This window comes from Desulfamplus magnetovallimortis, from assembly GCF_900170035.1.
In the GTDB taxonomy this organism is placed as follows: domain Bacteria; phylum Desulfobacterota; class Desulfobacteria; order Desulfobacterales; family Desulfobacteraceae; genus Desulfamplus; species Desulfamplus magnetovallimortis.
Genome location: NZ_LT828543.1, coordinates 214,096 through 239,459, shown reverse-complemented (window position 1 = coordinate 239,459; position 25,364 = coordinate 214,096). Strand labels below are relative to the sequence as shown.

General features: G+C 39.6%; 18 protein-coding genes. 5 read left to right on the top strand and 13 right to left on the bottom strand.

What is annotated here, in order from left to right:
* Window positions 1-38: 38 nt before the first annotated feature.
* Window positions 39-815, top strand: a complete 777-nt coding sequence (locus MTBBW1_RS09575) for a substrate-binding periplasmic protein (RefSeq protein ID WP_186441186.1) — start codon at window positions 39-41, stop codon at window positions 813-815.
* 174 nt (window positions 816-989) lie between these two features.
* Here MTBBW1_RS09575 and MTBBW1_RS09570 read toward each other — a convergent pair whose 3' ends face one another.
* Genes MTBBW1_RS09570 through mobA form a run of 3 tightly spaced genes read right to left on the bottom strand, consistent with a single transcriptional unit; the run spans window position 990 to window position 2,713 of the window.
* On the bottom strand, window positions 990-1,433 hold the full coding sequence (locus MTBBW1_RS09570) for a PaaI family thioesterase (protein WP_080802541.1): 444 nt from the start codon (window positions 1,431-1,433) through the stop codon (window positions 990-992).
* A gap of 38 nt (window positions 1,434-1,471) precedes the next feature.
* The gene (locus MTBBW1_RS09565; protein ID WP_080802538.1) at window positions 1,472-2,023 is read right to left on the bottom strand and encodes an NADPH-dependent FMN reductase; all 552 of its coding nucleotides are present in this window, start codon (window positions 2,021-2,023) and stop codon (window positions 1,472-1,474) included.
* Window positions 2,024-2,713 (bottom strand): molybdenum cofactor guanylyltransferase, encoded by a 690-nt coding sequence (gene mobA / locus MTBBW1_RS09560; RefSeq protein WP_080802534.1) that lies wholly within the window; start codon window positions 2,711-2,713, stop codon window positions 2,024-2,026.
* Between the two features lie 133 nt (window positions 2,714-2,846).
* Between mobA and MTBBW1_RS09555 the strand changes: the two genes are divergently transcribed.
* Entirely contained in the window at window positions 2,847-3,065 is a 219-nt protein-coding gene (locus tag MTBBW1_RS09555; protein ID WP_139786720.1) for a hypothetical protein, read from the top strand.
* A gap of 129 nt (window positions 3,066-3,194) precedes the next feature.
* Here MTBBW1_RS09555 and MTBBW1_RS09550 read toward each other — a convergent pair whose 3' ends face one another.
* From MTBBW1_RS09550 to MTBBW1_RS09540, 3 genes are all read right to left on the bottom strand, one after another.
* On the bottom strand, window positions 3,195-4,517 hold the full coding sequence (locus MTBBW1_RS09550) for a molybdopterin molybdotransferase MoeA (protein ID WP_080802528.1): 1,323 nt from the start codon (window positions 4,515-4,517) through the stop codon (window positions 3,195-3,197).
* 251 nt (window positions 4,518-4,768) lie between these two features.
* A complete protein-coding gene (locus MTBBW1_RS09545; protein ID WP_281255629.1) occupies window positions 4,769-5,800 on the bottom strand; it encodes a molybdopterin-binding protein in 1,032 nt (343 codons plus the stop codon).
* A gap of 479 nt (window positions 5,801-6,279) precedes the next feature.
* A complete protein-coding gene (locus MTBBW1_RS09540; protein ID WP_080802526.1) occupies window positions 6,280-6,879 on the bottom strand; it encodes an FmdE family protein in 600 nt (199 codons plus the stop codon).
* Window positions 6,880-7,214: 335 nt separating this feature from the next.
* Between MTBBW1_RS09540 and MTBBW1_RS09535 the strand changes: the two genes are divergently transcribed.
* Window positions 7,215-7,862, top strand: coding sequence for a GntR family transcriptional regulator (locus MTBBW1_RS09535; RefSeq protein WP_080802522.1), 648 nt, complete (start codon window positions 7,215-7,217; stop codon window positions 7,860-7,862).
* Window positions 7,863-8,466: 604 nt separating this feature from the next.
* Window positions 8,467-9,114 carry a GntR family transcriptional regulator gene (locus tag MTBBW1_RS09530; RefSeq protein WP_080802519.1) on the top strand — a complete coding sequence of 216 codons (648 nt, stop codon included), beginning with the start codon at window positions 8,467-8,469 and terminating at the stop codon, window positions 9,112-9,114.
* A gap of 105 nt (window positions 9,115-9,219) precedes the next feature.
* Here MTBBW1_RS09530 and MTBBW1_RS09525 read toward each other — a convergent pair whose 3' ends face one another.
* The 4 genes from MTBBW1_RS09525 to MTBBW1_RS09510 form a co-directional block, all read right to left on the bottom strand.
* Window positions 9,220-9,492, bottom strand: coding sequence for an AEC family transporter (locus MTBBW1_RS09525; RefSeq protein ID WP_139786719.1), 273 nt, complete (start codon window positions 9,490-9,492; stop codon window positions 9,220-9,222).
* Between the two features lie 4 nt (window positions 9,493-9,496).
* Window positions 9,497-10,174 (bottom strand): AEC family transporter, encoded by a 678-nt coding sequence (locus MTBBW1_RS09520; protein ID WP_080802514.1) that lies wholly within the window; start codon window positions 10,172-10,174, stop codon window positions 9,497-9,499.
* A gap of 69 nt (window positions 10,175-10,243) precedes the next feature.
* Complete coding sequence (locus MTBBW1_RS09515) at window positions 10,244-12,151, bottom strand: bifunctional acetyl-CoA hydrolase/transferase family protein/GNAT family N-acetyltransferase (RefSeq protein WP_080802511.1); 1,908 nt, start codon at window positions 12,149-12,151, stop codon at window positions 10,244-10,246.
* A 130-nt stretch (window positions 12,152-12,281) separates the two neighbouring features.
* The gene (locus MTBBW1_RS09510; RefSeq protein WP_080802508.1) at window positions 12,282-14,576 is read right to left on the bottom strand and encodes an MASE3 domain-containing protein; all 2,295 of its coding nucleotides are present in this window, start codon (window positions 14,574-14,576) and stop codon (window positions 12,282-12,284) included.
* 221 nt (window positions 14,577-14,797) lie between these two features.
* Between MTBBW1_RS09510 and MTBBW1_RS09505 the strand changes: the two genes are divergently transcribed.
* On the top strand, window positions 14,798-15,535 hold the full coding sequence (locus MTBBW1_RS09505; RefSeq protein WP_080802505.1) for a hypothetical protein: 738 nt from the start codon (window positions 14,798-14,800) through the stop codon (window positions 15,533-15,535).
* A 297-nt stretch (window positions 15,536-15,832) separates the two neighbouring features.
* Here MTBBW1_RS09505 and MTBBW1_RS09500 read toward each other — a convergent pair whose 3' ends face one another.
* The 3 genes from MTBBW1_RS09500 to MTBBW1_RS09490 all read right to left on the bottom strand — a co-directional run bounded on the left by MTBBW1_RS09500 (window position 15,833) and on the right by MTBBW1_RS09490 (window position 25,198).
* The gene (locus tag MTBBW1_RS09500; RefSeq protein ID WP_080802502.1) at window positions 15,833-19,015 is read right to left on the bottom strand and encodes a hybrid sensor histidine kinase/response regulator; all 3,183 of its coding nucleotides are present in this window, start codon (window positions 19,013-19,015) and stop codon (window positions 15,833-15,835) included.
* 249 nt (window positions 19,016-19,264) lie between these two features.
* A complete protein-coding gene (locus MTBBW1_RS09495) occupies window positions 19,265-20,464 on the bottom strand; it encodes a hypothetical protein (RefSeq protein WP_080802500.1) in 1,200 nt (399 codons plus the stop codon).
* 405 nt (window positions 20,465-20,869) lie between these two features.
* The gene (locus MTBBW1_RS09490) at window positions 20,870-25,198 is read right to left on the bottom strand and encodes a PEP/pyruvate-binding domain-containing protein (protein ID WP_080802496.1); all 4,329 of its coding nucleotides are present in this window, start codon (window positions 25,196-25,198) and stop codon (window positions 20,870-20,872) included.
* Window positions 25,199-25,364 lie beyond the last annotated feature (166 nt).

Genomic DNA, 25,364 nt, shown 5'->3' with positions numbered 1-25,364 from the left:
CACACTTTAAAATTAAAATCGACAGGAGAAAAATCAAAATGCATTACATGATGAATAAAATGAGTATTATAAAAAAAGAAATAAAAAGATTATATAACTCAAAACTTTTCGTAATTTCCATATTTTGTATTTTTGCATCTATTCAAAATATAAATGCAGATACTATCAATATTCTTACCGGTGAACTACCCCCATATTCATATTCTGAAAACGGTGAACAGTATGGACTGGGAAGCGCCATAGTAAAAGAGATCTGTAATAGAACAGGAGCAGCGTGCCATATTGAAACTTTGCCATGGTCAAGATCTGTAGTATTATCACAGAAGCAGGAAAACAGTATCATATATCCTCTTGGCCGAACAAAAGAAAGGGAAGAGAAATATCTATGGATTGGACCAATTTTAAAAGATCGCCTTGTTTTTGCAGTCAGAAAATCAGATGAAAGAACTTTTAACAGCCTTGATGACCTCAAAGATCTAAAGATAGGCGTTATTCTCAATGCTCCTCCCCAGAAAAGACTCCAAAATATGAAATTTTCGCAAATTGACACAGTAATTGATGAAAGCATTAATGGAAAAAAACTCCTTAAAGGCAGGATTGATGCCTGGTATGCAGCAGAGTTGATTATGATGGATGCAATCAAAAAAGGTGGTTTAAATCAGGATGAGTTTAAAATTGGTTTTGTGGATATGGATCTTGTTTTTTATATTGGTACATCAAAAAACATGACAGATATTGCAATTAAGTGGCAGGAAGTGCTGGAAGGTATTAAGTCAGATGGCACATACGATAAAATAATAGGAAATAATAAATAATAAACAACAAAAATATTAGTCTATTTTGCCAAAAGTGATGCTGTGCTTTCTGCCCGGGCCTGAGCAATAAAACAGGCCCGAGCTTTTTTTATGGCAATTTAAGTAAATCTTGTCAGCCCTGACCCACACTCACCATCTCCAGAAGTAACAGGCAATAGTGAGTATCCTGAAATTTTATTTTTTTAACGCAGGTATTTCATCTTTTTTTCGATATACAGTGCCGGTCATCAAGGCCAAAGTCTCACTCTCCTCATTGGTAACTTGCATGGAATAAATTCCAAGTTTTGAATTCCTTGATACCTCTTCTGCATGGGCGTACAGAGTGCCCCCCCTTGCAGATTTAATATAGGATACAGAAACGTTGATTCCAAGGGCAACAGTTCCATGGGAATTGGATGCCACTGCAAAGACAAGATCAGCAAGCCCGAAAATTGCGGCCCCATGAACCAGATCAACGGAATTGAGATGATGATCTTCAATTTTCATCTTTGCCCGGCAACTGCCTGGAGATGCGTCAAGTATTTCCACCCCGATATATTCTGCAAAACGATCTCTGCTGAAACAGGACTTGATTTTTGATAAGAACAAAGATTTTGTATTATCTGAAATATCCGACATTATTAGATTTTCCTTAATTTTTACAAATACTTTGCATACTAAATCACCTGAAAATCCTTTGCCCATTCAATCAATTGACAAATATATCTTTCCAACCTGCGGGTCATATTTTCACCAAGAAGGTTTCCTGACTCATCAAATGCTTCGGATGCAAAGGGAAGCAGATACTCACGTTGCGGCAAAACCGGTGTCAATGTTGCAGCCAGAACATGCCTGAGCTGTGATTGTGCCCTTGCTCCTCCTACAGGCCCCCTTGATGCACTCAGAATTCCGGCAGGTTTTCCTGCAAGCACAGATTCATAGGCAGGCCTTGATGCCCAGTCTATGGCATTTTTAAGAACACCGGATATACTGTAGTTATACTCGGGTGTTGCAAAAAGCACTACATCACATGAGGCAATGGCATCAATTAAAGCTGTCACGCTTACAGGTTTTGCATCTGTATCCAGATCGGCATTATAAAGAGGAATTTCACATAGGCTGAAGATGTCAATTTGATGATCATCAGCAAAAATATCCTGTGATATTTCAAGCAATTTTGTATTGTACGAATTTGTTCTTAAACTTCCGCTGATACCAAGAATTTTCATTTAACAATAACCTTTCTCTTCAAGCACCTTGATGGAACGTGCTAGAGTATCCGGCGTATTTACATTAAAAAAGGAGAGCATATCGGGATCAACTGATCTGATAGCTTCGCTTCCAATCTCTTTTACGTTAACAGTGTCAAAAAAATCAAAAATACGGTAATTTTTTGAATTGAGCTGGGCTTCAATTTTGGGAAGGCAACGTTTTGAGTATGCTGCACATAAAGGTTCGTAATAGCCGTCATGATGTGGAATTATTACATCATTTTCAGGTGATATGCTCTCTATTATCATTTTGATGAAAGCCTTCTGAAGAAACGGAGCATCACAGGGAGCTACAAATGCAAATGGATTTTCAGCATGATAAAGACCAGAATGAATGCCGGTCAGGGAAGAGCGGTCATCAAAGATATCAGTCACAATACGAACAGAATAGTGCTCATAAAGCTCTGGTTTTCTTGTGACAAGTACAATATCGTCAAATATTGAATAAAGAGTGTCTAAAAGACGCTCTATAATTGTTTTATTTCCAATTTTTAAAAACGCCTTGTTTTTGCCACCCATTCGTGAATTGAGACCACCTGCAATTATGACAGCACTGCATTTTACACTACAAAGATCTCCATCGGTAATATTAGGTCTATCGTTTTTACACACTGTATCTTTTGCTATACCGGATTTTATATTATGCAAAACAGTTATCCACCTGTGCTTTAGGAATGAGCAGAAAATTTTTAAACTTTTTAAAAAACGGGGAGAGATTTATAATCTGTCCCAAAGTACTCAAACAGGCAAGTTAGTCAAGAGCCATTCCTTGGTTATTCTCATGTCAGCAAATTATTCCAAATCTTTGAGTTATCCACCTATGCTTGCCATCAGGGTTGGTATAGTATTTTCTCCAAAGAAGATGAGGCTTTGTTCCCTGTTCAAAATCACACAATCTCTTTACAAAGTCAACAATTCCATGACGGCAAAGCGGCTCTCCACCTACCGAGACTTTCATATAACGGCCATGGCAAAACCATCTTGCCACAACGAAGCATGAAAGCCCTGAAAAAACCTTGAAATACGGGGGCTTTCTTATAACGAACATGGCGGATAGCCACCACAATCGAAAAGATGAAAGTCGTTTTAAAAACAGCCACTTACTGAGACTTTCATATAAAATAGAGCCTTAAGGCAACAACTGCACCTGTATTACGCTCCCCTCTTTTATAAGGGTTTTTCCCTCGGGTATTGCGGCAACAGCATTGGCTTCTGCCATTGTCTGAAGGCGTCCCTTTTGATGAAGGGGTCTGAATATTGATTGTATCAACACATCATTTTTTGGTCGTTCCAGCACCCCGAAAATAAACTGTGTCCATCCGCTGTCACGACCATGCAGATCAGAGGCAAGTTTAACACTTCTCCTCTGAAGCCCGGGGTGGCTGTATCCTGCAAGCTTCAAAAGACCAGGCAAAGCTATCTGAAGAAATCCCATTAGATTTGAAGGAGGGCCGCCAGGAAGTATGAAAACCGGTTTTCCTTCAAGTATTCCAAAACCCACAGCTTTTCCAGGGCCTATTCTTATTCTGTGAAAGTGCTGCTGCCAGCCCATGTCAGATAGCACAGTTGCAACAAGATCCCTGTCACCTGTCCAGGCGCCACCGCTTGTAATAAGAGCATCAGAGCACCCAAGGGATTTTTCAATTGCTGAACAAATAGCCTTTGCAGAATCCTTTGCAGTCATAAGTGATGTCTGCATACCGTAATATTTACAAAGAGATGCCAGCGTCACCATGTTGCTTGCATAGAGCTTACCCCTGGGAAGAGGTTGACCAGGGGCCACAATCTCGTCACCTGTTGCAATCAGGGATACCCGGGGTTGCCTGAATACGGAAATATTGTTAACCCCTGCCGCAGCAAGAAGACCGGCATACCCTGATGATATTTGTTGATTACGGGAAACGAGAACCTGACCCTTTGCAACATCTGTGGCCTTTGGCATAATATTTCTGCCGGGTTCAGCACAATTTAAGGCATAAATAAAAGAAGGGATCTCTTCTGTTGACCCTTCCAACGCTGTTGTTGAAGAGTTGCAATTATCTTCCCTGACAACCGGACAGCCAATTTTTTTTTCACTGATAACCGGCCAGTCAACAAACTCTTCTGCAAGTACCGCATCTGCTCCGGCTGGAATCTCAGCACCTGTCAAAATACGGATGGCCTCTCCATTTTTAAGGCTCTGTTCTCTTCCGTCTCCGGCAGCAGCAGAACCTGCAAAAGAAAGACGCACAGGATTATCAGGAGAGGCATTTTCAATATCAACAGATTTAACAGCATATCCATCTTTTAATGAAGCATCAATGGATGGTGAGTCCACCTCTGCACAAAGATCACAGCCTGCAATACGCCCTGCAGATGATATAACCTGTACTGTCTCATTTCCTAACGGCATAATAGTATCAAGGGTAATCTGAAGAGCCTGATCAATTCCGATTGCTAACCATTTTGTCATATTACAAATTCCTTAATATTCCGGCTATTGCACCGTCAAGATTTAATTTTAGGATTATCTGCAACGTAGAGACAAGGAATGCCTTGTCTCTACAATTAAACGAACCCTAATTTTTAGCTTTGACAATGCACTATTCTTCATATGCACCCAAAAGTAATTGCCACCTATTGAAGCTTGATTTCAGAAAATAGAAAGATGGTGCCCATGCAGTTGTCAACTAAGGAGTGAAGAATGCCATATTAAGGGCTCCTTCATTTGCCAAATGCGCAATCAGGGAAAGTACATTGTCTGCATTTCAGGCAGAGTCCGCCATGACCTGTTGCAGCAATGTCAGCTCTTGTAATTTTGTCTCCAGCAAGAATTCTTGGGTAGATTAAATCAAACATGGTGGTTTTTGCAAAAAGACCACATGCCGGAATTCCAAGAACAGGAACACCTTTTAATGCAGAGACCATAAACATGGCACCTGGCAGCACAGGTGACCCATAAAGAATATTTGTTGCGCCTGCCTGTTTTAATGCAAATCTGGTTCTGTCATCGGGATCCACGGACATGCCGCCCGTTGTAATAAGAACATTTACCCCTTTTTCAACCATCCTTAAAGCTGCCTCTGCAATCATAGTATCATCATCAGGGAGAAATGCAACATCCATCACCTCTCCTTTCAGGGCTGTAACCTTTTTCCTGATCACCGACTCAAATTTATCTTCAATTCTGCCGTAATAGACCTCACTGCCGGTTATCAGAACTCCTGCTCTGGCTTTAAACATGGGTTTAACCTGAAGCACAGACTCCCTTGAAGAGTTTGCAACAGCCACAGCAGAATCAACAATATTTTTTGCAATAAGCAGAGGAATTGCCCTGGTTGCAGCCACCTGATCACCCTTTTTAACAATTGTGTTGCTGTGGCGGGTTGCACACATGACATCACCAAAGCCATTAAAGCTGTTGAGAACATCCACATCCACCTTGAGAAGTCCGTCACAGGTTGCTTTAATGGAAATCTTGCCTTCACGGGGGGCTTCATCCCAACTGACCCCCTCTCCGCAAAGAGCATTGGCAATGACTTCTGCTGCATCATCTTCGTGCATTTCGCCGGTTTCAGGGCTTATGATATAAAGGTGATCCTTTCCAAGGCGCCTTAAGTGATCCAGATCTCGGCAGGTCAGCATATGTCCTTTCTGAAAGGCAGGTCCCTTGAATTCTCCGGCACGTATTTCAGTAATATCATGGGCCAGGGGATAACCAACGGCATCTTCAATATTTACGATTTGAATCATCATTTCACCTATTCTGCTTTGTGCCCTTCAAGTCATGGCAGTTGCAATTTGTTCTATCAAAATCTCTATAAATTACTGTTTTTAAACAACTATCATCGCTTCTGCTGTGGCGGTGAAGCGTCATGTTGGTTTTTTTATATGAAAGTCTCGGTAACATCCTGTTTTTAAAACGACTTTCATCTCTTCGATTGTGGCGGTCATCAGCCATGTACGTTTATATGAAAGTCTTGGTAACAGCCTGTTTTGAAAATGACTTTCATCCCTTCGATTGTGGCGGTAATCCGCCATGTACGTTATATACTCAAAATCGACACCTATGATCTTGTAAGCCTTGTCAACACTGTCTGAATCAGGATTCCCAAGATTAACAAGATAAGGCAGGATTATCTATCCTGAGCATCCTACCCATCCTGGTTATCCTGGTTCAGACAACTGCAATAACTTCTAAAAAAGCAATAAGATGTCGATTTTGAGTATATAAATCATACCTGAATGGCTTCAACTATTTCAAAATAACCCTCTCCGGCGCAAATAGGACAAAGCACCTCATCTTTCTTTACTATCTCTTTGCCGTCCCTGACAACCTGATTGCATCTGCTGCATGAAGCGTGACTCCTGGGAGGACCTGGCATATCGTAATCCGGAAGATTTACAGTTACCCTTTTAACATCAAAAAGTTCTTTATCCGGCATCCGCATATAGCCCTTCATCTGCTGCTGATAACGATTTGTCTCATCAGGAGCATATTTTTCAACAAGTTCCCTTGATTCCTCGGTTGAAACTATCCTGTAGGCATCTTTGGTATTAAGATTTATAAATGTAGCGGCATTTATTCCAAAATCCTTAAATTTCAATGTACGCTTGCCCAACCGACATCCGGTTACACTCTCAATTGCATCAGTGGCACAGCGATCTATTTCCACATATACCAAAAATTTTTTCCGGCATTTATCAGATTTTGGCTCATCAATGCCGATAAGACGGCACCCAAGCATTGCCATACGAACACCTATCACCTGTCCTGCACAAAGGTGCCCGTGTTTTTCCACAGATTCCGACAACAGCGTGTTAAAATCCTTCATGATGCTGGCTCCTTTTACGCCATAAAATGGCACAATCTGTCATTATAAGCTAAATCGGAGAATACAAGAGATGCCAATTTGCTGGCACACTTCATACGATATTATATTACATTCATTATTTAACGACATATTACATGTAATAAGCCCGTTGTCAATTTTATTTTTTCAAATCACAGATGCATATTGGAGTTTTTTAGCTCTTTCCTGTTTTCCCTTTTAAAACTTGATATTACACTTTTAACGTGATAATCAATCGTAGTTTTTAATGAGGTGCCATATAATTTGGCAACAAAACTTTAAAGATTCAATATTTATGAAAATTTGAGTGCACAAAATTGAAAGAGACAAAGAATCTTACGCTTGCTGCCTATGACAGCATAAAAAAAATGATGTTTAATTATGAAATTGTACCAGGTCAGAGACTTGTCTTCATTGATCTGGCAAAGCAGCTCAATGTCAGCAGGACGCCTGTTAACAATGCTTTAAGCATACTTGCCAAGGAAGGTTACCTTGATTTTGTGCCCCATCAAGGGTACTGGGTGCACAAGCTGACAAGAGTTGAGGCAGAGTCCCTTTATGAAATAAGAGAAATTCTTGAACTTGGGATCATTGGCAAGGCAATACGATCTTTGACACAAGATAGCATTAAACAGATCCTCGAAGCTAAAAAAAAGTATGAAAACTCCATAAAACGCCATGTCTCAAGGGAACTTTTCATTATGGATATGGAATTTCACGGTTCAATTGTAGATATCGCAAAAAATGAATTTCTTTCTACCCAGTATCGTGAAATATCCCAGAAAATATTTCTCAGATTCAGGGTAGAAGATCTCAGAATGCAGCGTATTGATGAGATCGTTGTAGAACATGATAATCTATTAAATGCCATCACCTCAAAAGATGTTGCAAAATCCACAGAACTTATCAAAAGCCACTATGAAAATTCAAAATCCAACCTCTTCAGTATTATTTTTAAAAAATAGTGCTTGCCAAATCCTTGTTTCAAATAACGGCCATGGCAAGTCAATCTGCCACAACGGAGCATGAAAGTCCTCAAGAGCCTTAAAAAATGGGGGGCTTTTCGGCAACCTTCATATCCCATAAAAATACTTTTCACTTTTTTTTAGAAAGACCCTTAAAACCCGAGATTAGCTACAGAAAGTGTAAAGTAATCATGAATCATGCCGGCTTTCTTATAAAAAATCTGCTTGCAATTGAATCATATTACATGTAATTTAACATGTTATTTTTAATTATCATGTAAAAAAGGGGCATCCTTCATTTGAACCCAAAAGTACTTTACACTTTTTTGTGAGAGATTTCCGCACATCAGAGTTTTCTCTCCAGAAAGTGTAAACTGTGAAATGAAGCTTGCCAAATTTTGAGCAACGACTTAAGGATTAACATGATGAAAATCAGGATAATCCCTTAATCATGAAAATCATGGTTCAGAAAAAATGTAAACCGATAAGTAAAAGATGTCGAAAATGTAAACTGGGAAATGGAGCATGCCTAAAAAGGCAAAAAAGAAAAACCAGTAGCTGAACACTTGAGCAGAAGATCATCAATCATGATGAGGAGACCCAAATGGCTGAACATAGAAACCTGACCCTTCACGTTTACGACCAGATTAAAGAGATGATGTTTAATTACGATATTGTGCCGGGGCAGAGACTGGTTTTTGTTGATCTGGCAAAAGCTTTGGGAGTAAGCAGAACACCTGTAAACAATGCCTTGAGCATTCTTGCAAAAGAGGGGTATCTGGATTTTGTACCCAACCAGGGATATTCTGTTCATAAGCTTACCCATGAAGAGGCTGACGCTCTTTATGAATTAAAAAACATTCTTGAGGTTGGTACAATAAGGAAAGCCATTGAAAACTGCAACGAAGAGAAGATTAAAGCCCTTGAAATAAAAAAAAACGCTTATTCACTCTCTGTAAAAAACAGGGTAAGCCGTTCACTTTTTGTTCTTGATATGAACTTCCATGCTACCATATGTGAAATGGCTGGCAATCCATATATTGTTGAAAAGTATAAAGATATTTACCAGCACATCTTTTTGAGATTCAGAATAGAATATCTTCAGATTGACAGAATTTACGATATCATAGAAGAGCATGAGCAACTCTTCCATGCTATCCGTATCATGGATGTGGAGTGGGCAAGTGATCTTATAAAGCAGCACAATGATGCATCGCTCAAAAACCTCTCCAAGCTGATATTCAATAAATGACGGGATGCTTCATATATCATCAAAAGAACTTTACACTTTTTGGGCGAGTTTCCCGAAAAATGGGACTCTGCATCAGGAAATTGTAAACCGGAAAATGAAACCTGCTTAAATGACATTAAAAAATCTGGCAAAAAGAGAAAACATCACAGGGATTGACAATAGAAGCATAAGATAACTTGAAACAATAAACTGATTGGTTACTGATGAATTTCCTTCAAGGCGTTTTGTCACAATTGGAATTGCAGTAATTGGCGGAACCGCACTCTGAAGAAATATGATAAGTGCAATATGAAACGGTGGCTTTATAAGTAGCAAAATACCCAGGAAAACAAGTGGAAATATAAAATTTTTTGTTATGACAAATTTTATAATTTCCACCACCTCAAACCTCCCCTTTTTTTTGAAAATCCACAAAAATATTACCTCCAAGTATGATCATAACAAGGGGCAAAGCCATTGCACCAAGAATGGAGAGTTCTGAAATTAAAAACCCGGGAACCATGTCATGAAAGCCGAAAAGTTTTATAGCAAAGGCAATCAACGTCATTATAAGCACTGGATGAATTATTTTTTTCCAGTCCACTCCAACCTCAACTTGCCCTGATGACTTGAAAAAGAATCTGTAGGTACTGAAGAAAAGTGCAGGATGAAAGGAGATAAAAAGAAAGAGTGTCACAAGATGGAAGGAGTCACTCCCATAAAGACCTGTTATAATGGCAAGCGGAAAAAAAATACCGTTCTGATAAAACAGGCTTATGGCAAACTCTCTGGGATTGTCAGGCTTCATTACATATGTCATGGCAAGAGTAAGACAAATTGCAATAAATGAGAAAAAAATCCACCAAAGCGGAATCATCCACCAGTCTGGAAATTCACTGAATGTAAAATTTTTAATGATACTTACAAAAATCAGACTTGGAAGAGCAATTTCCAGAACAAGGGGTGATAAAAATCCAAGAAGATCGCCGGGCATCATCCGCCTTGCAATCATGTAGAAACCAAGAAGCCCAAGCCCAAGCAATACACCTACAGATTCCAGTATTGAAAAAAATATTTCCATCTTACCTCTTTAAATATAGATTTCCAGATAAATAACTTTCTTGTAATTCACGGCGCCCCATGGCCATTATTATGAACGGATTGTCCTTTCAAAGGGCATCCTCAGCTCAATTTCTTCTCCTGCCATGCTTATTTTGATTTCTGGATAATGTTTTTTAAAAACATGAATCATAGACTCATTTTCACTCAACACCATTGCGTAAAACCCCTTGTAACCGTTTTTTATGGCAATTTTCTCAAGCTCCTTCAAAAGATATCCTGCAATGCCCTGACCCTGGAAATCCTCCCTCACAACAAAGGCAACTTCTGCCCATTGCGGTTCAAACTCGGCATATGTTCCTATTGCCATTATTTCGTTGTTGGCCTTGTTCCGAACTCTTCCTACAAGTGATATAAAATTACGGTAATCCATGTTTGCCCAATGTTCCTGGGCCATCTTGCGGGAAAAAATCGTTATGGAGTGAAAAAACCTTAAAAACACAGTCTCCTGCTTCAATGAGTAAAAAAAATTACGATAGGCAATCTCGTCTGAAGGCAAAAGAGGTCGCACTGACATGATTTTGCCGCTTCCAAGCTTGATTCTGCTTTTATAAGCCTCAAGAAAAATCAGATCTTCAGCCGGAAGGGGCATCTGATCCTTAAATATATAACGGTTCTTTTTGGCAGCATCAATCAGCTCTTCCCTGAAATCGGGATGGGCAATCTGGGTAAGTTCTATAACCCGCTGATAGATACTCTTTCCTTTAAGCTGGGCAATTCCGTACTCAGTCACTACAAAATTCACATCAGATCTCAACGTACCTACACCGGCTCCGTTTCTAAGGGTAGGGACAATGCGGGAGATCATTTCATTTTTATCATTTACCGCAGTTGAAGGGATGGCAATAATTGATATGCCTCCTTTGGAAAGATTGGCTCCCCTTATAAAATTAACCTGGTCACCGGTACCGCTGAAAAACTGCCTTCCCACTGAATCTGAACAAACCTGGCCGGTAAGATCAACCTCAAGTCCAGATATGATAGACACAAAATTATCATTTCTTCCAATGATTGCCGGTGTGTTTACAAAATCCGCTGTGCCAAAATAGAATTGAATATTATTATCAATGTAATCATAAGCAATTCTTGAGCCCATACAGAATGTCGCCACTGCCCTTCCAGTCATAAAATTCTTTTTCTTGTTATTGATGACACCTTTTTCAAATAAAGATATAAATTCATCAGATATCATATGTGTATGAATACCAAGATCATTTTTATCATCAAAATATCGAAGCAGCGTATAGGGTAGATATCCATAGCCCACCTGAAGGGTGGAGCCATCATCAACAAGCTCTTTTACGTACTGGGCAATCCTTGATGAAATGGTTTCATCAATGGAGTCAGGTGAGTTGATCAATAGCTCTTCCTCAAAAGGAACCAGATAGTCGATATCATTTACATGGATAAAACCATCTCCGTGTGTTCTTGGCATTCTGGGATTTACCTGGGCAATAATTGTTTTGGCATGTTTTATTGCTTCAAGTGTCACATCCACTGAAACACCAAGACTTGCAACACCAAAACGATCAGGGGGGCTTATCTGAATCAGTGCTGTATCAATAGTAATCAAATTGTTTCTGAAAAAATTGGGAATCTGGGAAAGATAGGTGGGGATATAGTCTATTTTACCTTCCAGTGCAGCCTGCTGCATGGGAATTGTCACAAAAAAGAGCTTTATTGAAAAGCGCTTGAAAAAATGCGGCTCCGGAAAATATTTTGCCAGTGTGTAAGAGAGCATCTGATAGATCATAATATCCTGAAGATTCTCATCCCTTACCATGGCATGTATCAATTGCTGGGGTTCACCGCATCCAGAACCTATGAAAATACGGCTGCCATTGCTGATTTTTGAAGCTGCTTCAGAAGCTGTTACAACTTTGTTTCCATATGAGATGATATAGCTTTCATACAACACATCATTATATAGACTGGTCATTATTGTCCTTTTGATAATAATCTTTTTGTATTTTATACTTTTTGGTCAAATTGCCTTATTTTTCGGCAACAGCTCCCCGGAAGTGTAAAATAATTTCAGAGTGATATGAAGTTATCATCCTTTTTTAACTTTATCCATGAATGACATTTTTGATGGTACTTGCAAGATCATTCATGGAAAAAGGTTTCTGTATAAAATGCACCCCTTCTTCAAGCACCCCGTGGTGGGCTATGACATTGGCTGTATAACCCGACATAAACAGGCATTTAAGGTCAGGATAAAGGGAAAGAATCTTCTGTGAAAGATCACGGCCGTTCATTTCAGGCATGACAACATCAGTTATCATAAGATCAATCTTTCCCATATGCTCCCTTGCAAGAGTTATGGCTTCCCCAGGAGTGGATGCAGGGAGAATTGAGTAACCCAGACGCTGTAACATCATTAAAGTTATCTTCAGAATAGATGGGTCATCTTCAACAAGCAAAATTGTTTCATTACCCTTTTCCGGTGATTCAATGACTCTGCTATCCTTAATTGATGGCTTTCCAATGTGCCTTGGCAGATAAATTTTGAAAATTGTCCCTTCTCCAGGCTCACTATAAACATTTATAAATCCTTCGTTCTGTTTTACAATGCCGTAAACAGTTGCAAGCCCAAGACCTGTCCCTTTACCCAAACCTTTTGTTGTAAAAAAAGGTTCAAAAATTCTGGTCAAGGTCTCCTGTTGCATGCCGCAGCCATTATCACTTAAGGCCATAAGTACATATTCACCTGGTATAAAGCCTCTGTGATGGGAGCAATAGTCTTCATCAAAAACAACAGTGCCAGTTTCAATAGTCACCTTACCTGTATCTGATATAGCATCCCTTGCATTGACACAAAGATTTGCAAGTATCTGATCAATCTGGGATGGATCTATGTTGACCATCCAGAGTTTTTCATGGGGATGCCATTCAAGATCAATATCTTCACCAATAAGTCGCCTGAGCATTGTCAGTATATTTTCAATGGTTTCATTAAGGTCAAGCACCTTAGGAGAGATGGTCTGTTTACGGGCAAAAGCAAGCAACTGTCTGGTAAGATCAGCAGAACGCGTAGCAGCCTTTTCGATTTCCACAAGCCCTTCAAAAAATGGATGAGCCTGGCCTGCCTGCTCCTTCATCATCTCTGTATGACCAAGGATTACCCCCAGCATATTATTGAAATCGTGGGCAACACCCCCAGCAAGTCGCCCCACAGATTCCATTTTCTGTGCCTGTATCAACTGGGATTGCAGCCTCTCCCTCTCCTTGATTGCCATTTTGCTTTCGGTAATATCCCTGGAAAAACAGACAAAGCTATGACGCTTTCTATTAAAATATGTCACCGACACTTCGACATCAAAAACAGATCCGTCTTTTCTTTTATGCCTGGCCTCAAAAAGATCGGATCCCTTTTCAATGATACGCTCTGTTCTTTTCAGAGTCTCTTCAGATTTTTCCTGTGCGTCAAGATCATTTATACTCAACTGCAAAAGTTCATCCTTTGTATATCCTGACATACGGCAATATGCCTCATTTACATCCACAACTTTCCCTGATTCATCAAGTATCCAGAAACCATCCCTGGTTGTCTGAAGCAACTGCCGGTAACGGTTTTCCTTTTCACTTATCTCCATAAACATTCGATTATAAAAATTTTTTAATCCTGTATGGGTAATTGCCTTGTAAACAAGATAAAAAGATATTATTTTAAGCAAATGTCCTATAAGATTAAACATTCCATAGACATCAATATAGATTGTAAACATTATCTCAGCAACAATAGTTACAATAACTGCCCAGGAGATATACTTGATAAATACAACATCAAATTCATGGCGCAGCTTATGAAAAAGATACAGCGAAACAAAAAGTATAAACGATATGAGATATTCACTGTATTTTTTGAAAGAGGTTAAACCCATATCCTCAACAAAACAGTCCGGAAAAAAATCCCAGTAAAAAATTGCCCCAAGCAAAATGATACTGCACAGCAAGTAAGCCAAAAACAAAATATTGGTGTTAAGTTTTCTTTTTATAAAAAAGGTTGCTGCAAGCAGGCTTAAGCTCTCCATATATCGTGCCGCAATCCAGACCTGAACAGATAGATTGGCACTGCTTACCTGAAACACCCCCATACCTTTGTAGGCAAGCATATGAAGCATGTCGAAAACAGCAATGAAAATATAAGCTGTTCCAAGAAATATGATAAAGTTATTAATAACAAACTCCTTCATATTCCAGGCAATCATGAAAGTACCGCAGGCAATCACGATACTGAACAGTTCTGCAAAACTGTGAAAAAGCAGATAACTGTGATAATTACACAGGAAAATTGCAGAAAGTATCAAAATGGCTGGCAAAGCATTCTCACTTTGATAGGTTGCAAGTGTTTTTTTTGCCATTATATTTTTCCTAACCTGGATAAGCCAGAACCAAAAATGTCAGGTGGATATTGAAAAAAAGTAGCGATGTCGCATGAACTTACCCGATACATTTGATAATCAAACATTGAAAAGGGTGCAAAAAATAAACATTAAAAATATCAGTGCGAATTCTTTTTAAAACATCCTTTATATGTTAATCTCAACACATCATTAAGATATTTGAGAAAGGAGACAAAAAAATGGATGATATTGTCAAAAAACTGCTGAACTCAATCTCTTTTATGTTAATTCTCACGCTTTGTCATGCAAATACCACTGCTGCCTTTGAAGTGGCTCCAAGAATTACGGATCGTGAAATTGTTGAGGCTCTCACAGAAGTAAAGCATGGCCAGCAGGCATTGAACAAGCGAATGGATGACATGATTATTAACTTTAACAAGCGTTTTGAAGAGATGAATGCCAACTTTAATAAACGCTTTGAAGAGATGAATGCCAACTTTAATAAACGATTTGAATCAGTTGATAAAAGATTTGAGGATATCAACCGAAGATTTGATGACATCAACCAAAGATTTGAGGATATCAACCGAAGATTCGAGGACATCAACCTAAGATTTGAGGACATGAACAAAAGATTTGAAGACATGAACAAAAGATTTGATAATATGCACAATACCATGCTTACCCTCTACGCTTCAACAATGGCTCTCATAGGCGGATTAATCGGATATATGATCTGGGATCGTAAAAAATCCACCCTTCCACTAAAAAGGAAACTGGATCAGATTGCTGATGCAATTTTAACAGTAAACCAGACAACAGAAAACCTTTCAACCTTACATGCAGAACTGGAACAGCATCTGGAGCTTCGTAACCCATCTGGGCCTGTGGTACCAAGGCTTCTAAAAGCACTTAAAGAGCTTGCCCATACAGATGAAAAACTTGCCAATGTACTTAGAAGCTTTTCACTGCTTTGAATCCAAACCTATACGGTACTCAAAGTTGACACCTATGATCTTGTAAGCCTTGTCAATACTTTCTGAATCAGGATTCCCAGGATTAACAAAGATAAGGCAGGATTATCTATCCTGAACATCCTATCCATCCTGGTTATCCTGATTCAGACAAATGCAAAAACTTCTGAAAAAGCAACAAGATGTCGATTTTGAGACGGTATATTATAGATTTTTATCAGCAATCTTCCATAACATACTGATATGTAAACACTTTCAATTTTTCGATTGTGGCTGTGACCAGCCATATACGTTAGTAGTCTATTCTGTTAACTGTATCTTCAGTTGTCGGGCAATATCCTGCAAAAGCGGCAGTGCTGATTCAAAGTCAAAATTATTAATATGGTTTTCCATATCCTTCAGAGTTTGCTCAAACTCTGAATCATCGACCATCATCCTGAAATTTTCAAAAACAGTTAAGGCAGCAGTTTCATTTCTGCCAAGAAAAATTGCAAGTTCCCTTATTGTCTTTTCGATATCTTCAATATTAACAGGTTCATTTTTTTCAACATTATCTGTTCTTTTTTCCTTTTCCCACTCTGAAACATGCCTTGAAAGAGATTTTATGTGATTATCAAGTCTTGAGAGCAGCTCTTCATATTGACCGGCATTATTGATTAATGCCGAGTCAAGTGCTTCTGCTGCTTTATGTATTTTCAAGGCTGATAAATTGCCTGCACTTCCTTTAAGTGTATGAATAATATGATGGGCTGACTCAAGATCATTCTTATCCAGAAAGCCCCTTGTTTGCTCAATGGCAGAGTCGCTACTTTTGACAAAGTCGAAAATCAAATCACAAAACAGGCTAATATTGCCGTTCAATCGTTTCATTGCCTGTTTCAGATCAACACCTGGAATCTCTTTCATATATTCCGGAATATAAAAAACATCCGTTTTTTCTGAATTACCATCGTCATTAATTTCGCTGTTAGGGTCTGTGTCTGAAATCTCCTTCAGTAAAGCATTATCTATGTCTTGTTCCTGTTTCAGAATATCTTCCGGCATAGTGTCTTGAAGCAAACTGTTGTCAATTTTAGGAATCCATTTAACAAGCACAGAAAAAAGATGATTATTATCAATAGGTTTGGTAACATAGTCATTCATTCCTGCATCAATGCACATCTGCCTTGAACCACTCATGGCATGTGCAGTCATGGCAACAATGGGCAGTTTATTAAAACGCTTGTTTTGCCTGATTCTGAATGTGGCCTCATATCCTCCCATTACAGGCATCTGAATATCCATAAGTACAAGATCATAGTGTTTTTTCTCAATGGCTTCAATTGCTTCGACACCGTTACATGCAACTTCAACAACAAGCCCTGCATTTTTAAGAATTTCAGTTGCCACCTGCTGATTTATGTAATTATCTTCAACAAGGAGGATTTTTGCACCACGTATCTCTTTGCAGCTATTGTATGAATCTTCACATGTATTTTTTGTGCTGTTCAAGCACTTAGGCATTAGCTTTTCATTGCCAAATACCTGCATTATAGAATCATAAAGAAGCGATTGATTAACAGGTTTCATCAAAAATGCATTGATTCCTACCTTTTCAGCCTGCTGCATTATATCTTCCCTTGCAAAGGCAGTAAGCATTATAATAAGGGGAATTGATTCAAGTTGAAGTTCCTCCTTTATTCTCTTGGACGTTTCAATGCCATCCATTCCGGGCATATTCCAGTCCATTATCACCAGATCATATGGAGATGATGCTTTTTGAAGAATATTAAGGGCTTTTTGACCTGACTCAACAGCCGTGGTTCTGAAATGTAATGAATCAAGCTGCTCCTTCAATACATCAAGTGCCATGGGATTATCGTCAACAATCAATATATTAAGCCCTTCGAGGTTATTGGGAATGGGAAAAACCTTTTTTGTAACTTCTGAATTCCGGCTTATACCCATAGACAACCTAAAGGAGAAAGTGCTGCCTTCACCAGGTCGGCTTTTGACTGAAATAGTACCGCCCATCATCTCCACAATAGCTTTGGAAATTGCAAGTCCAAGACCAGTACCGCCAAATTTTCTTGTTATTGAAGAATCAACCTGTGAAAAAGATTTGAAAAGGTTAACTGTCTGCTCACTTGTTAGACCTATTCCTGTATCTGAAACAGAAAAGTCAATAAAGCAGCTTCCTGGTGTTTTATTCACCAGGGTAGCATTAACGAGAATATAACCTTTTTCTGTAAATTTAACGGCATTGTTTGCAAGGTTTATCAATACCTGCCCCAAACGAAGGGGATCTCCCACAAGCAGATCAGGAACATCAGGGGAAATATTGCTGATAAGTTCAATTCCCTTTTCAGATGCCTTTACTGATACCATGGAGATGATGTTATTGAAAATATCATTCGGTTTAAATTCAACATTTTCAATTTCAAGTTTATTGGCCTCTATCTTGGAAAAATCAAGGATATCATTAATGATGCCAAGCAAGGATCTGGAAGAGAGAGATATTTTTTCAAGATAATCCTTTTGCTTTGCATTAAGAGAAGTGCCAAGGGCAAGGGAGGAAAATCCAATAATGGCATTCATGGGGGTTCTTATTTCATGGCTCATATTGGCCAGAAATTCGCTTTTTGCAAGGGTTGCAGCCTCGGCAGCTTTTCTTGCAGAAGCACTCTCTGAAAGAGCGAGTTCCACAGCAGACATAAGATAATTGACGCTACTTGAAAGCATTCCTATTTCATCATGTATATGCTCTTTACTTATCTCCAGAGGAGAGCTTTTTCCAGGCTCTATTTTCATAACTGCTTCGGCAAGACGCGCAACCGGCGTTGTTATAGCCCTGCGGGAGACCCAGGCAATAAGAATGGTGGCAATAAGAAGCTGCAACAACATTATTCCCGCCTGCACAAAAGATGCTTTAGTTGCCTCATCTCGTATATGTTTAATATCAGGCACAACAATTAAAGAACCAATACGCTCCTCTTTGTCAACTGGTGAAAAAAGAGGAAAAACATTTCCTTTCGTAAAATCAAGCTCAATTTTACTGTTATCTCTATTTAGAATATTCTCTTTGGAGGGTGCATTCTCTTCAATGTACCCATTTCTTTCAATGCGTCCATTTTCTCCACTGTGCCCGTTCTCTCCGATGTGTCCATTCCCTTCAATATTTCCATTCTCTTCATTAAATATATTCAATACCTCGCGGCTGAAAGAATCATCGGTGGATTGAATCCTTACTCCCTTGATCACCGGGCTTCTGCTCAATCCATTTAAAATCTCTTCGGCAATCTTGTCATTGCTGACAAAAACAGCGATCTCTGCCTGTGCACGAACCGTTTGTACAAGCTGATTCTGAAGATTCTGATTGGTTTCAAGCTGTTGATTATAGGCATACCAGTAACTAAATATTCCAATCAGCAATGAAAAAGTCATCAGGCCAATACTTACGTAAATTACCAATCGATGTTCAAGGCTTTTTGTTGAATAGTTCATTTTAATAATCTTTATTTTCGTATCATAATAGATTTATTATAACGTCTCAAAATCGACATCTTATTGTTTTTTCATAAGTTATTGCAGTTGTCTGAACCAGGATAACCAGGATAACCAGGATGGATAGGATGTTCAGGATAGATAATCCTGCCTTATCTTTGTTACCATGAAAATGACTATCATTTTTATACTTGGGGCGATTGATACGCAATCATGCCCGTTTAACCCTGGGAATCCTGATTCAAACGGTTATATTAATCCAAGAGGATTTATAATGGAGCGAAGCGTCCCTGAATTAAAAATCCGGCACAGCTCCTCTCCAAGTATTTCAGAGTATTTAAGGGCTATGTTCCACTGCTCAATCCGCTTCCTGTTTTTCCCCTTAAACAGTGAAAAATCACCTCTGTCAGGAATTTTTTTACCAGGCAGCATATTCAAGAATTTTCTGGAAGGGACAATCATCAAAACATTGCTGAAATATTCCCTGTGAGGTTTGCGCCAGGGCAATCCTTTATCCAACCAACCAGGAACAACACGATCTGTATAATGAGGAAAAAGAACCACTTGTTCTGAAGCGGAAATTTTATTTAATCTTGAGAGATCTGATAAGAGTTGCCCATGCTCTTCATTATGAATCAACTCCCTGGACACTGGATTATTCTTAGCTCTCCTGAATATTTGATCCGATTTAAGGTAGCCTGAAAACGGAATGTCAAGATGATAATCTATTACACCTCCATCTCTGTATATACCATCAACAGCACCTGAAATCCCTCCCACACCCGGCATGAGCAAGGGTATGGAACCAGATGACAAAAGAGCTTTTTTAAAATTATCAGAAGTTAAAGCAACCCTTTGCATTGGCATATCATTCATATTGTAAAATGGAGGAGTGTCGGAAGGATGGTAAAAAAGCGTTCTTGTGAAAAAATGTTTTAAAAGGTTTCTGTCAAAAAGATTAACAATGGCTGCACCTGCCATGCCGGCAGATAGTATTACCTTGTTATCGCTTTGCACCGGCCATTTTGAATGAACTGAAAAAAAGGCAGGGCGGCAGAAAGGATGATTAAATATTTCTGTCAATGCACTCTTATCAATAAATGAGTCAATTATCTTTTTGCATTCAGAATCAACCCTTTCCATTGACGGCCTTGCAGGATACCATTGATTCACATAGGCATGTGTAAGTCTTTTTATAGCTTTGACAGGTTTTTTCTGGGATACTGCGGCAAAACGCCATGCACCGGCAGAAGAGCCTGCAAGAAAGAGTGGTTCTGATCTTTTTTGGAACCATTCACCAAAAAGAAATCTGTCCAAGGCTCCCATAATAAGCCATTTAGGTCCTCCGGCAGCCCCTGACACCACATTGACCATATCCTGTGTAAGACCACGCTCCCTTATAACGGAAAAAGCTTTTTCCCCTGCATAAAACGATAAATATTCAGACATTTATCTCTCAATTCACCTGCTTTTATATTATTTTTGGACATCTTTCATTTGTCGGGTTACACTTTTTTTGAACCATGATTTTAATGATTAAGGGATTACCTTGCTTTTTAATCGTGTTAATCCTTAAATCCTTTAATCATGGTTCATAATTTTTCGAAAAGTGTAAACTAATTTTGAGTTGATATGAAGGATGTCAATTAATGCACAATTTCCACCTGTGCAAGTACATGCCGCACATCAAAAAATCGACTGTTTTTATTGCCCCGAAACCTCACCCCCCGGCCCCCTCTCCATAAATGGAGAGGGGGAGAATGGCATGCAGGAAAAAACACTTGCACAGGTCGCACAATTTCAAGTAATCATCCTCAAAAAATACCCTACAGTTTAAACTTGAAGATGCATTAGTTAAATCGGCAGAATATGTTTTTCATTTTTTATTCCATGCCTTCCTTTAAATATCCGTCCATTTCTGCCATCAATGGAAACAGCATCCCCAAAAGCAATCCTGTGATCTCCAATGTCGCAATATTGCCTTGACTCATAGACTTTCATATCCCTGCACCCCACAACACATGTCTTTTCGAGCCTTACTGCAACAACAGAAGCATGGGATGTCTGCCCACCCCTGGATGTAAGAAGTGCCTCTGCCATATTGATAACCTTGATATCCTCGGGAACTGTATCCTGGCGTATGAGTATCAAAGGAGAAGGTTGTATCTCTCCTCTGGCAAAACTTTTTTTCAAAGACTTTATATTTTCTTCAGAAAAAACAGCAATACCGGAAAGGGCTGAACCTGAAACACCAATACCCTTACCAAGAAATGCACTGTAAAGATATTCTGTTTCAATAAAGACGTCAAACTGTTCTTTCTTTTTTATGGTGATCATGTCCCTTGTCTGAAGAAGATAAAGATCATCAGGCTCAGGCCCTTCAAATGTAAACTCCATCTCCTGGGGATTCCATTTTTTATGATATACCAGCTCCCGTGCAATGGAGAGGAGCCTATCGTATATCTTGGGAAATCTGATTTCAAGGCTTTTTTCACGGGATCTACCATCAATTTCAGCCTGCTCAATCGAAATTGGATAACTTGTAACAAGACCGGATACAATATCCTCCCCCTGGTCTCCATAGGCATAGTCACCCCACAAAGCAACCCTTTGCACCTTGCGGTAGGGGTGAGATGTAAAAAAAACCCCTGAACCTGAATTGCGGCTGATGTTACCATATACCATTGTCTGGACAATAACTGCTGTCCCCCATGCATCGGAAAGATCCATAACTTTCCGGTAATCAGTGGCCTTGCTGTTTTCCCATGAATCCAACACCATTTCAATTGCTCCTACAAGCTGAAGCCATGGGTCATAGGGAATCTCAAGCCCTTTCTCATGCACAAGATCATAATAGGAAAGGGCAAGGGTGCGCATCTGATCAGGTGAAAACTCCCATTTGAGCTTAACATTATGCATCTCCTTGGCAGCATCCATGAGTTTCTGAAAATCTTCCCGATTGACCTTACCTGAAATCATGGCCCAGGATTGAATGAAACGGCGGTAGTTATCCCATGCAAGGTAAGCATTACCATGATTTGCAACATACTCTTCTATTATCTCTTCATTAAGTCCCACATTATGAATGGTTGCCATCATTCCAGGCATTGAAAGGGCAGAGCCGCTTCTCACCGATAAAAGCAGCGGATTTTCAGCAAATTCATTTTCCGTAAAACCAAAAAGCTTGCCTGTTATCCCCTGTATTCGGTTTAAAGCCTCCCTTATTCTGCCCATGAACTCCTCTTTTGCCTTTGAAAAGGCATAAACAACTTCCCTGCACCTGAATATTTCCGTTGTAATGATGAAAGCAGGCGGCACAGGCAGATTATCCCTTGTCATGGTTACAAGGTTAAAACCCTTGTTGCTAAGATGAATAAGATCGTGTGTGTAAGGATTATAGTCATGGAGCATTGAGATGCTCTTTTCAGGATTATACGTCATCAAAAGATCCAGAAGATTCTGGTTCAAAAGGCTTTTTTGCTGCTCCAGTGTCTGAATTATCTTAGTAATAAATGTGTCCAGATGCTGAAGGCCAAATGTTGAAGCTATGAGATCCCTGAAAAAAGCTTCAGAAAGAGAGTGGGTTGTATTGAGCATGTCATCTTCATCCCATGCACTTTTATATCTGGGCACAAGATTGGCTCCGCCAATCCTTGGGATTATAATGGAGAGATTGTTCTGATGGATATTTGTGTAATACGCATAGATCACATCTTTGACCCCTTCTGAAAACCCCCTGAAAATATCCATGTACTGGGTATATGAAAAACGCCTGATTTTAAGGGAACTGTCCAGAAGGGACATGTATGTATTAAGTCGCCGTGAGTTTATTCCATCAATGGCCAAAGCCCTTAGATAACGCTTCAAAGATGCTGCAATTCGGAAAAATGTAGCCTGGGTGATAAAAGAGAGATTTACACGTTCGGGAAGTTTTTCAAGATAGGTTACAGCAAGATTTTCAAGTCGGAATGTTAGGCTCAGGCTGTCAAACTTTCGCTCCTGGTAACTTCCGTACATGGATGGGATATCAACTGCAATGTGGCGTTTATGGTGAATGGACTCCCTGGCAGTATATTTTTCTTCAGACAGAATAACATCCTTCAGATTCTCAAGCTGTGTAAGAAGTGCATCAAGGCATGTTTCAGTAGAACCTGTTTCAAGCATATCCATAAGTTCCATCATGCCAGTAAAGCCATCCCTTTCAGCCTGTGCAAACTCTGATTTGAGATCCTGAAAACTTAAGTGATATTTCTGATGCACAAGACGATACATATGGAGGATACGATCAAACCTGAGACGCTCCTCAATGGATATGCTTTTTTGTGCTTCAAAGAACTGCTTTAAACGTTTTCTGCTTAATGCAAGAGTATCGTCCATTGAACAAATATTGAGTTCCCTTTTCATTTTAAGGGCAATTTCATGGACTTCATCAATAAAAGGGCCTGTAACCTCTATCTCATCAAAAGTCTCTTGTGGTACATATCCGGAAAGAGGCTCCTTTTTTTTAGTCAGCCAAAACGTGAAGATCTCCTGCATGAACTCCACCACCAGATTTGAACTCTCCACATGTGCCTGTTTTCTCAAAAAGTGAATCAGGCGATCTTTTCTTTTATGAACCTCATCAAGCTCTGTTGAAACATAACGCAGCTCACCTTCTGCTCCTATCTGGTTGAAAAAGACAGGCATAAGTTTTGTAAACTGCTTGACAAGATTATATACAGGTTCAATGGGGTGATTCAGAAGATTGGTAATATCCCTCTGGAAAAGATCAGTATCCTTTACACACGTACCTGCAAGTTTAATATTGATAATCAGGGCTGAAAAAAGGGTTGCACACCATTTAGGCTCCTGGGTTATGAGATGAAGCCATACCCTTATGTTTGTGAGATGGGCAGGGTTTGTGATGGGCTGCCACTCCTCATCCACCCCTGCAACTGATGCTTGTTGAAATCCAAACCTTACAGCCTCCCATAAAAAGGTTTCCACCATGCGGCTGTTTTCACGTTTGAACACCTCATCCCCAAGAACCTGGATGCAGTTAAGTGATGTATGGGGATACCTTTTTACATTTGCCTTGAGAAGCTTGAATGTGGTTAGAAGAAAATTCTCAATATCTTCAAAACGCTGCTGGCGAATGAGTTTCACCAGGCTGTGGTTTATCTCCCTCAAGGTATCTTCATGGATAAGGTGAAGCCCTCCGGTATCCATGATTTTGAACATAAAACGAAGCTTTACGTTCTCAGCAAGATGTTTTCTATAATCTGGGCTGCTTTCAGAGCCACTATCATCCGGCAATTGAGATATCTGAAGCGTCAACTGTTCAGGTATTGCTTTATACTGCCTTACAATATCCACATGTGCAGGTAATAATAGCAGAGCTTTCAATGCTTCTATCCCACTTTTTAAAGCATCTTCAGCATCTCCATCAATTTTTATGGCTTCAAGGCTTTTTAGATTATCCGTCATAGCTTTATGGCTGATTGAGTCAAAAAGATTCTCAGGAACCTTGATGGCCACATCGGACTGCTGCCTAATCCACAGACAAGGATCCTCCTCTTTCAGCCAGTATTGATATGTTTTTGCAAGCACAGAAGCCATAAGTGAATTGACCGGTATATAATTTATATCCGATTCCAGGGCAAGGATGCGGGATATCACTTTTCTCATGGAGTGATGTCCCTGAACCATCTGCATCATTGCACGGCTGCCCTTATCTTCCACATCAAGCCTGCCAAGCTCCACAAAAAGCTCATTAAGCACTGCTTCATACCTGCTCAAAACTTTATCACTGCTACTTGAAAGGGAGATCAGCTTGTCAAGCCATGCAAAAAGGGCTTCAAGTGCCTGGGAAAGGATTAGATCGCTTTTTTCAGACTCCTTTATGGCCTGCAGAAAAATTGATGCAAACAGCCTGAAGGCTTGTGAAGCTTTTTCATTTTTATTGTAAATATGGCAGTTTTTAAGAAGAAAGCTTCTGATCTGGGGAAGGATTAAAGACCAGTTCCGGAAGGAGTGACAAAGCTCAAAAAGGAGTTTTTCAAGATTGTTGTGGATGCCCCGATACCTGGAGACAACTTCAAGAAGGAGTTGATATTCCTGTTTGATGACAACCTGCTGGGCAGTTTCACGAAGATTTGCCTTTAATGCATCTGATTCAATCGGTTCAGGTACGGATGTTTCCATAAGTCAGTAAATCCTCCCGCTTAGGAATTGATTTTTAACAACTTACCCTTTCATATCACCCCCAGCGCCCTCTTCATTCTGGAGAGGGGGAGTTTGGGTGAGTTAATCAAAACCTTTTACCGTGAAAATGGATACAAATTTTCATATTCGGGGGTGGCTGAGTCGC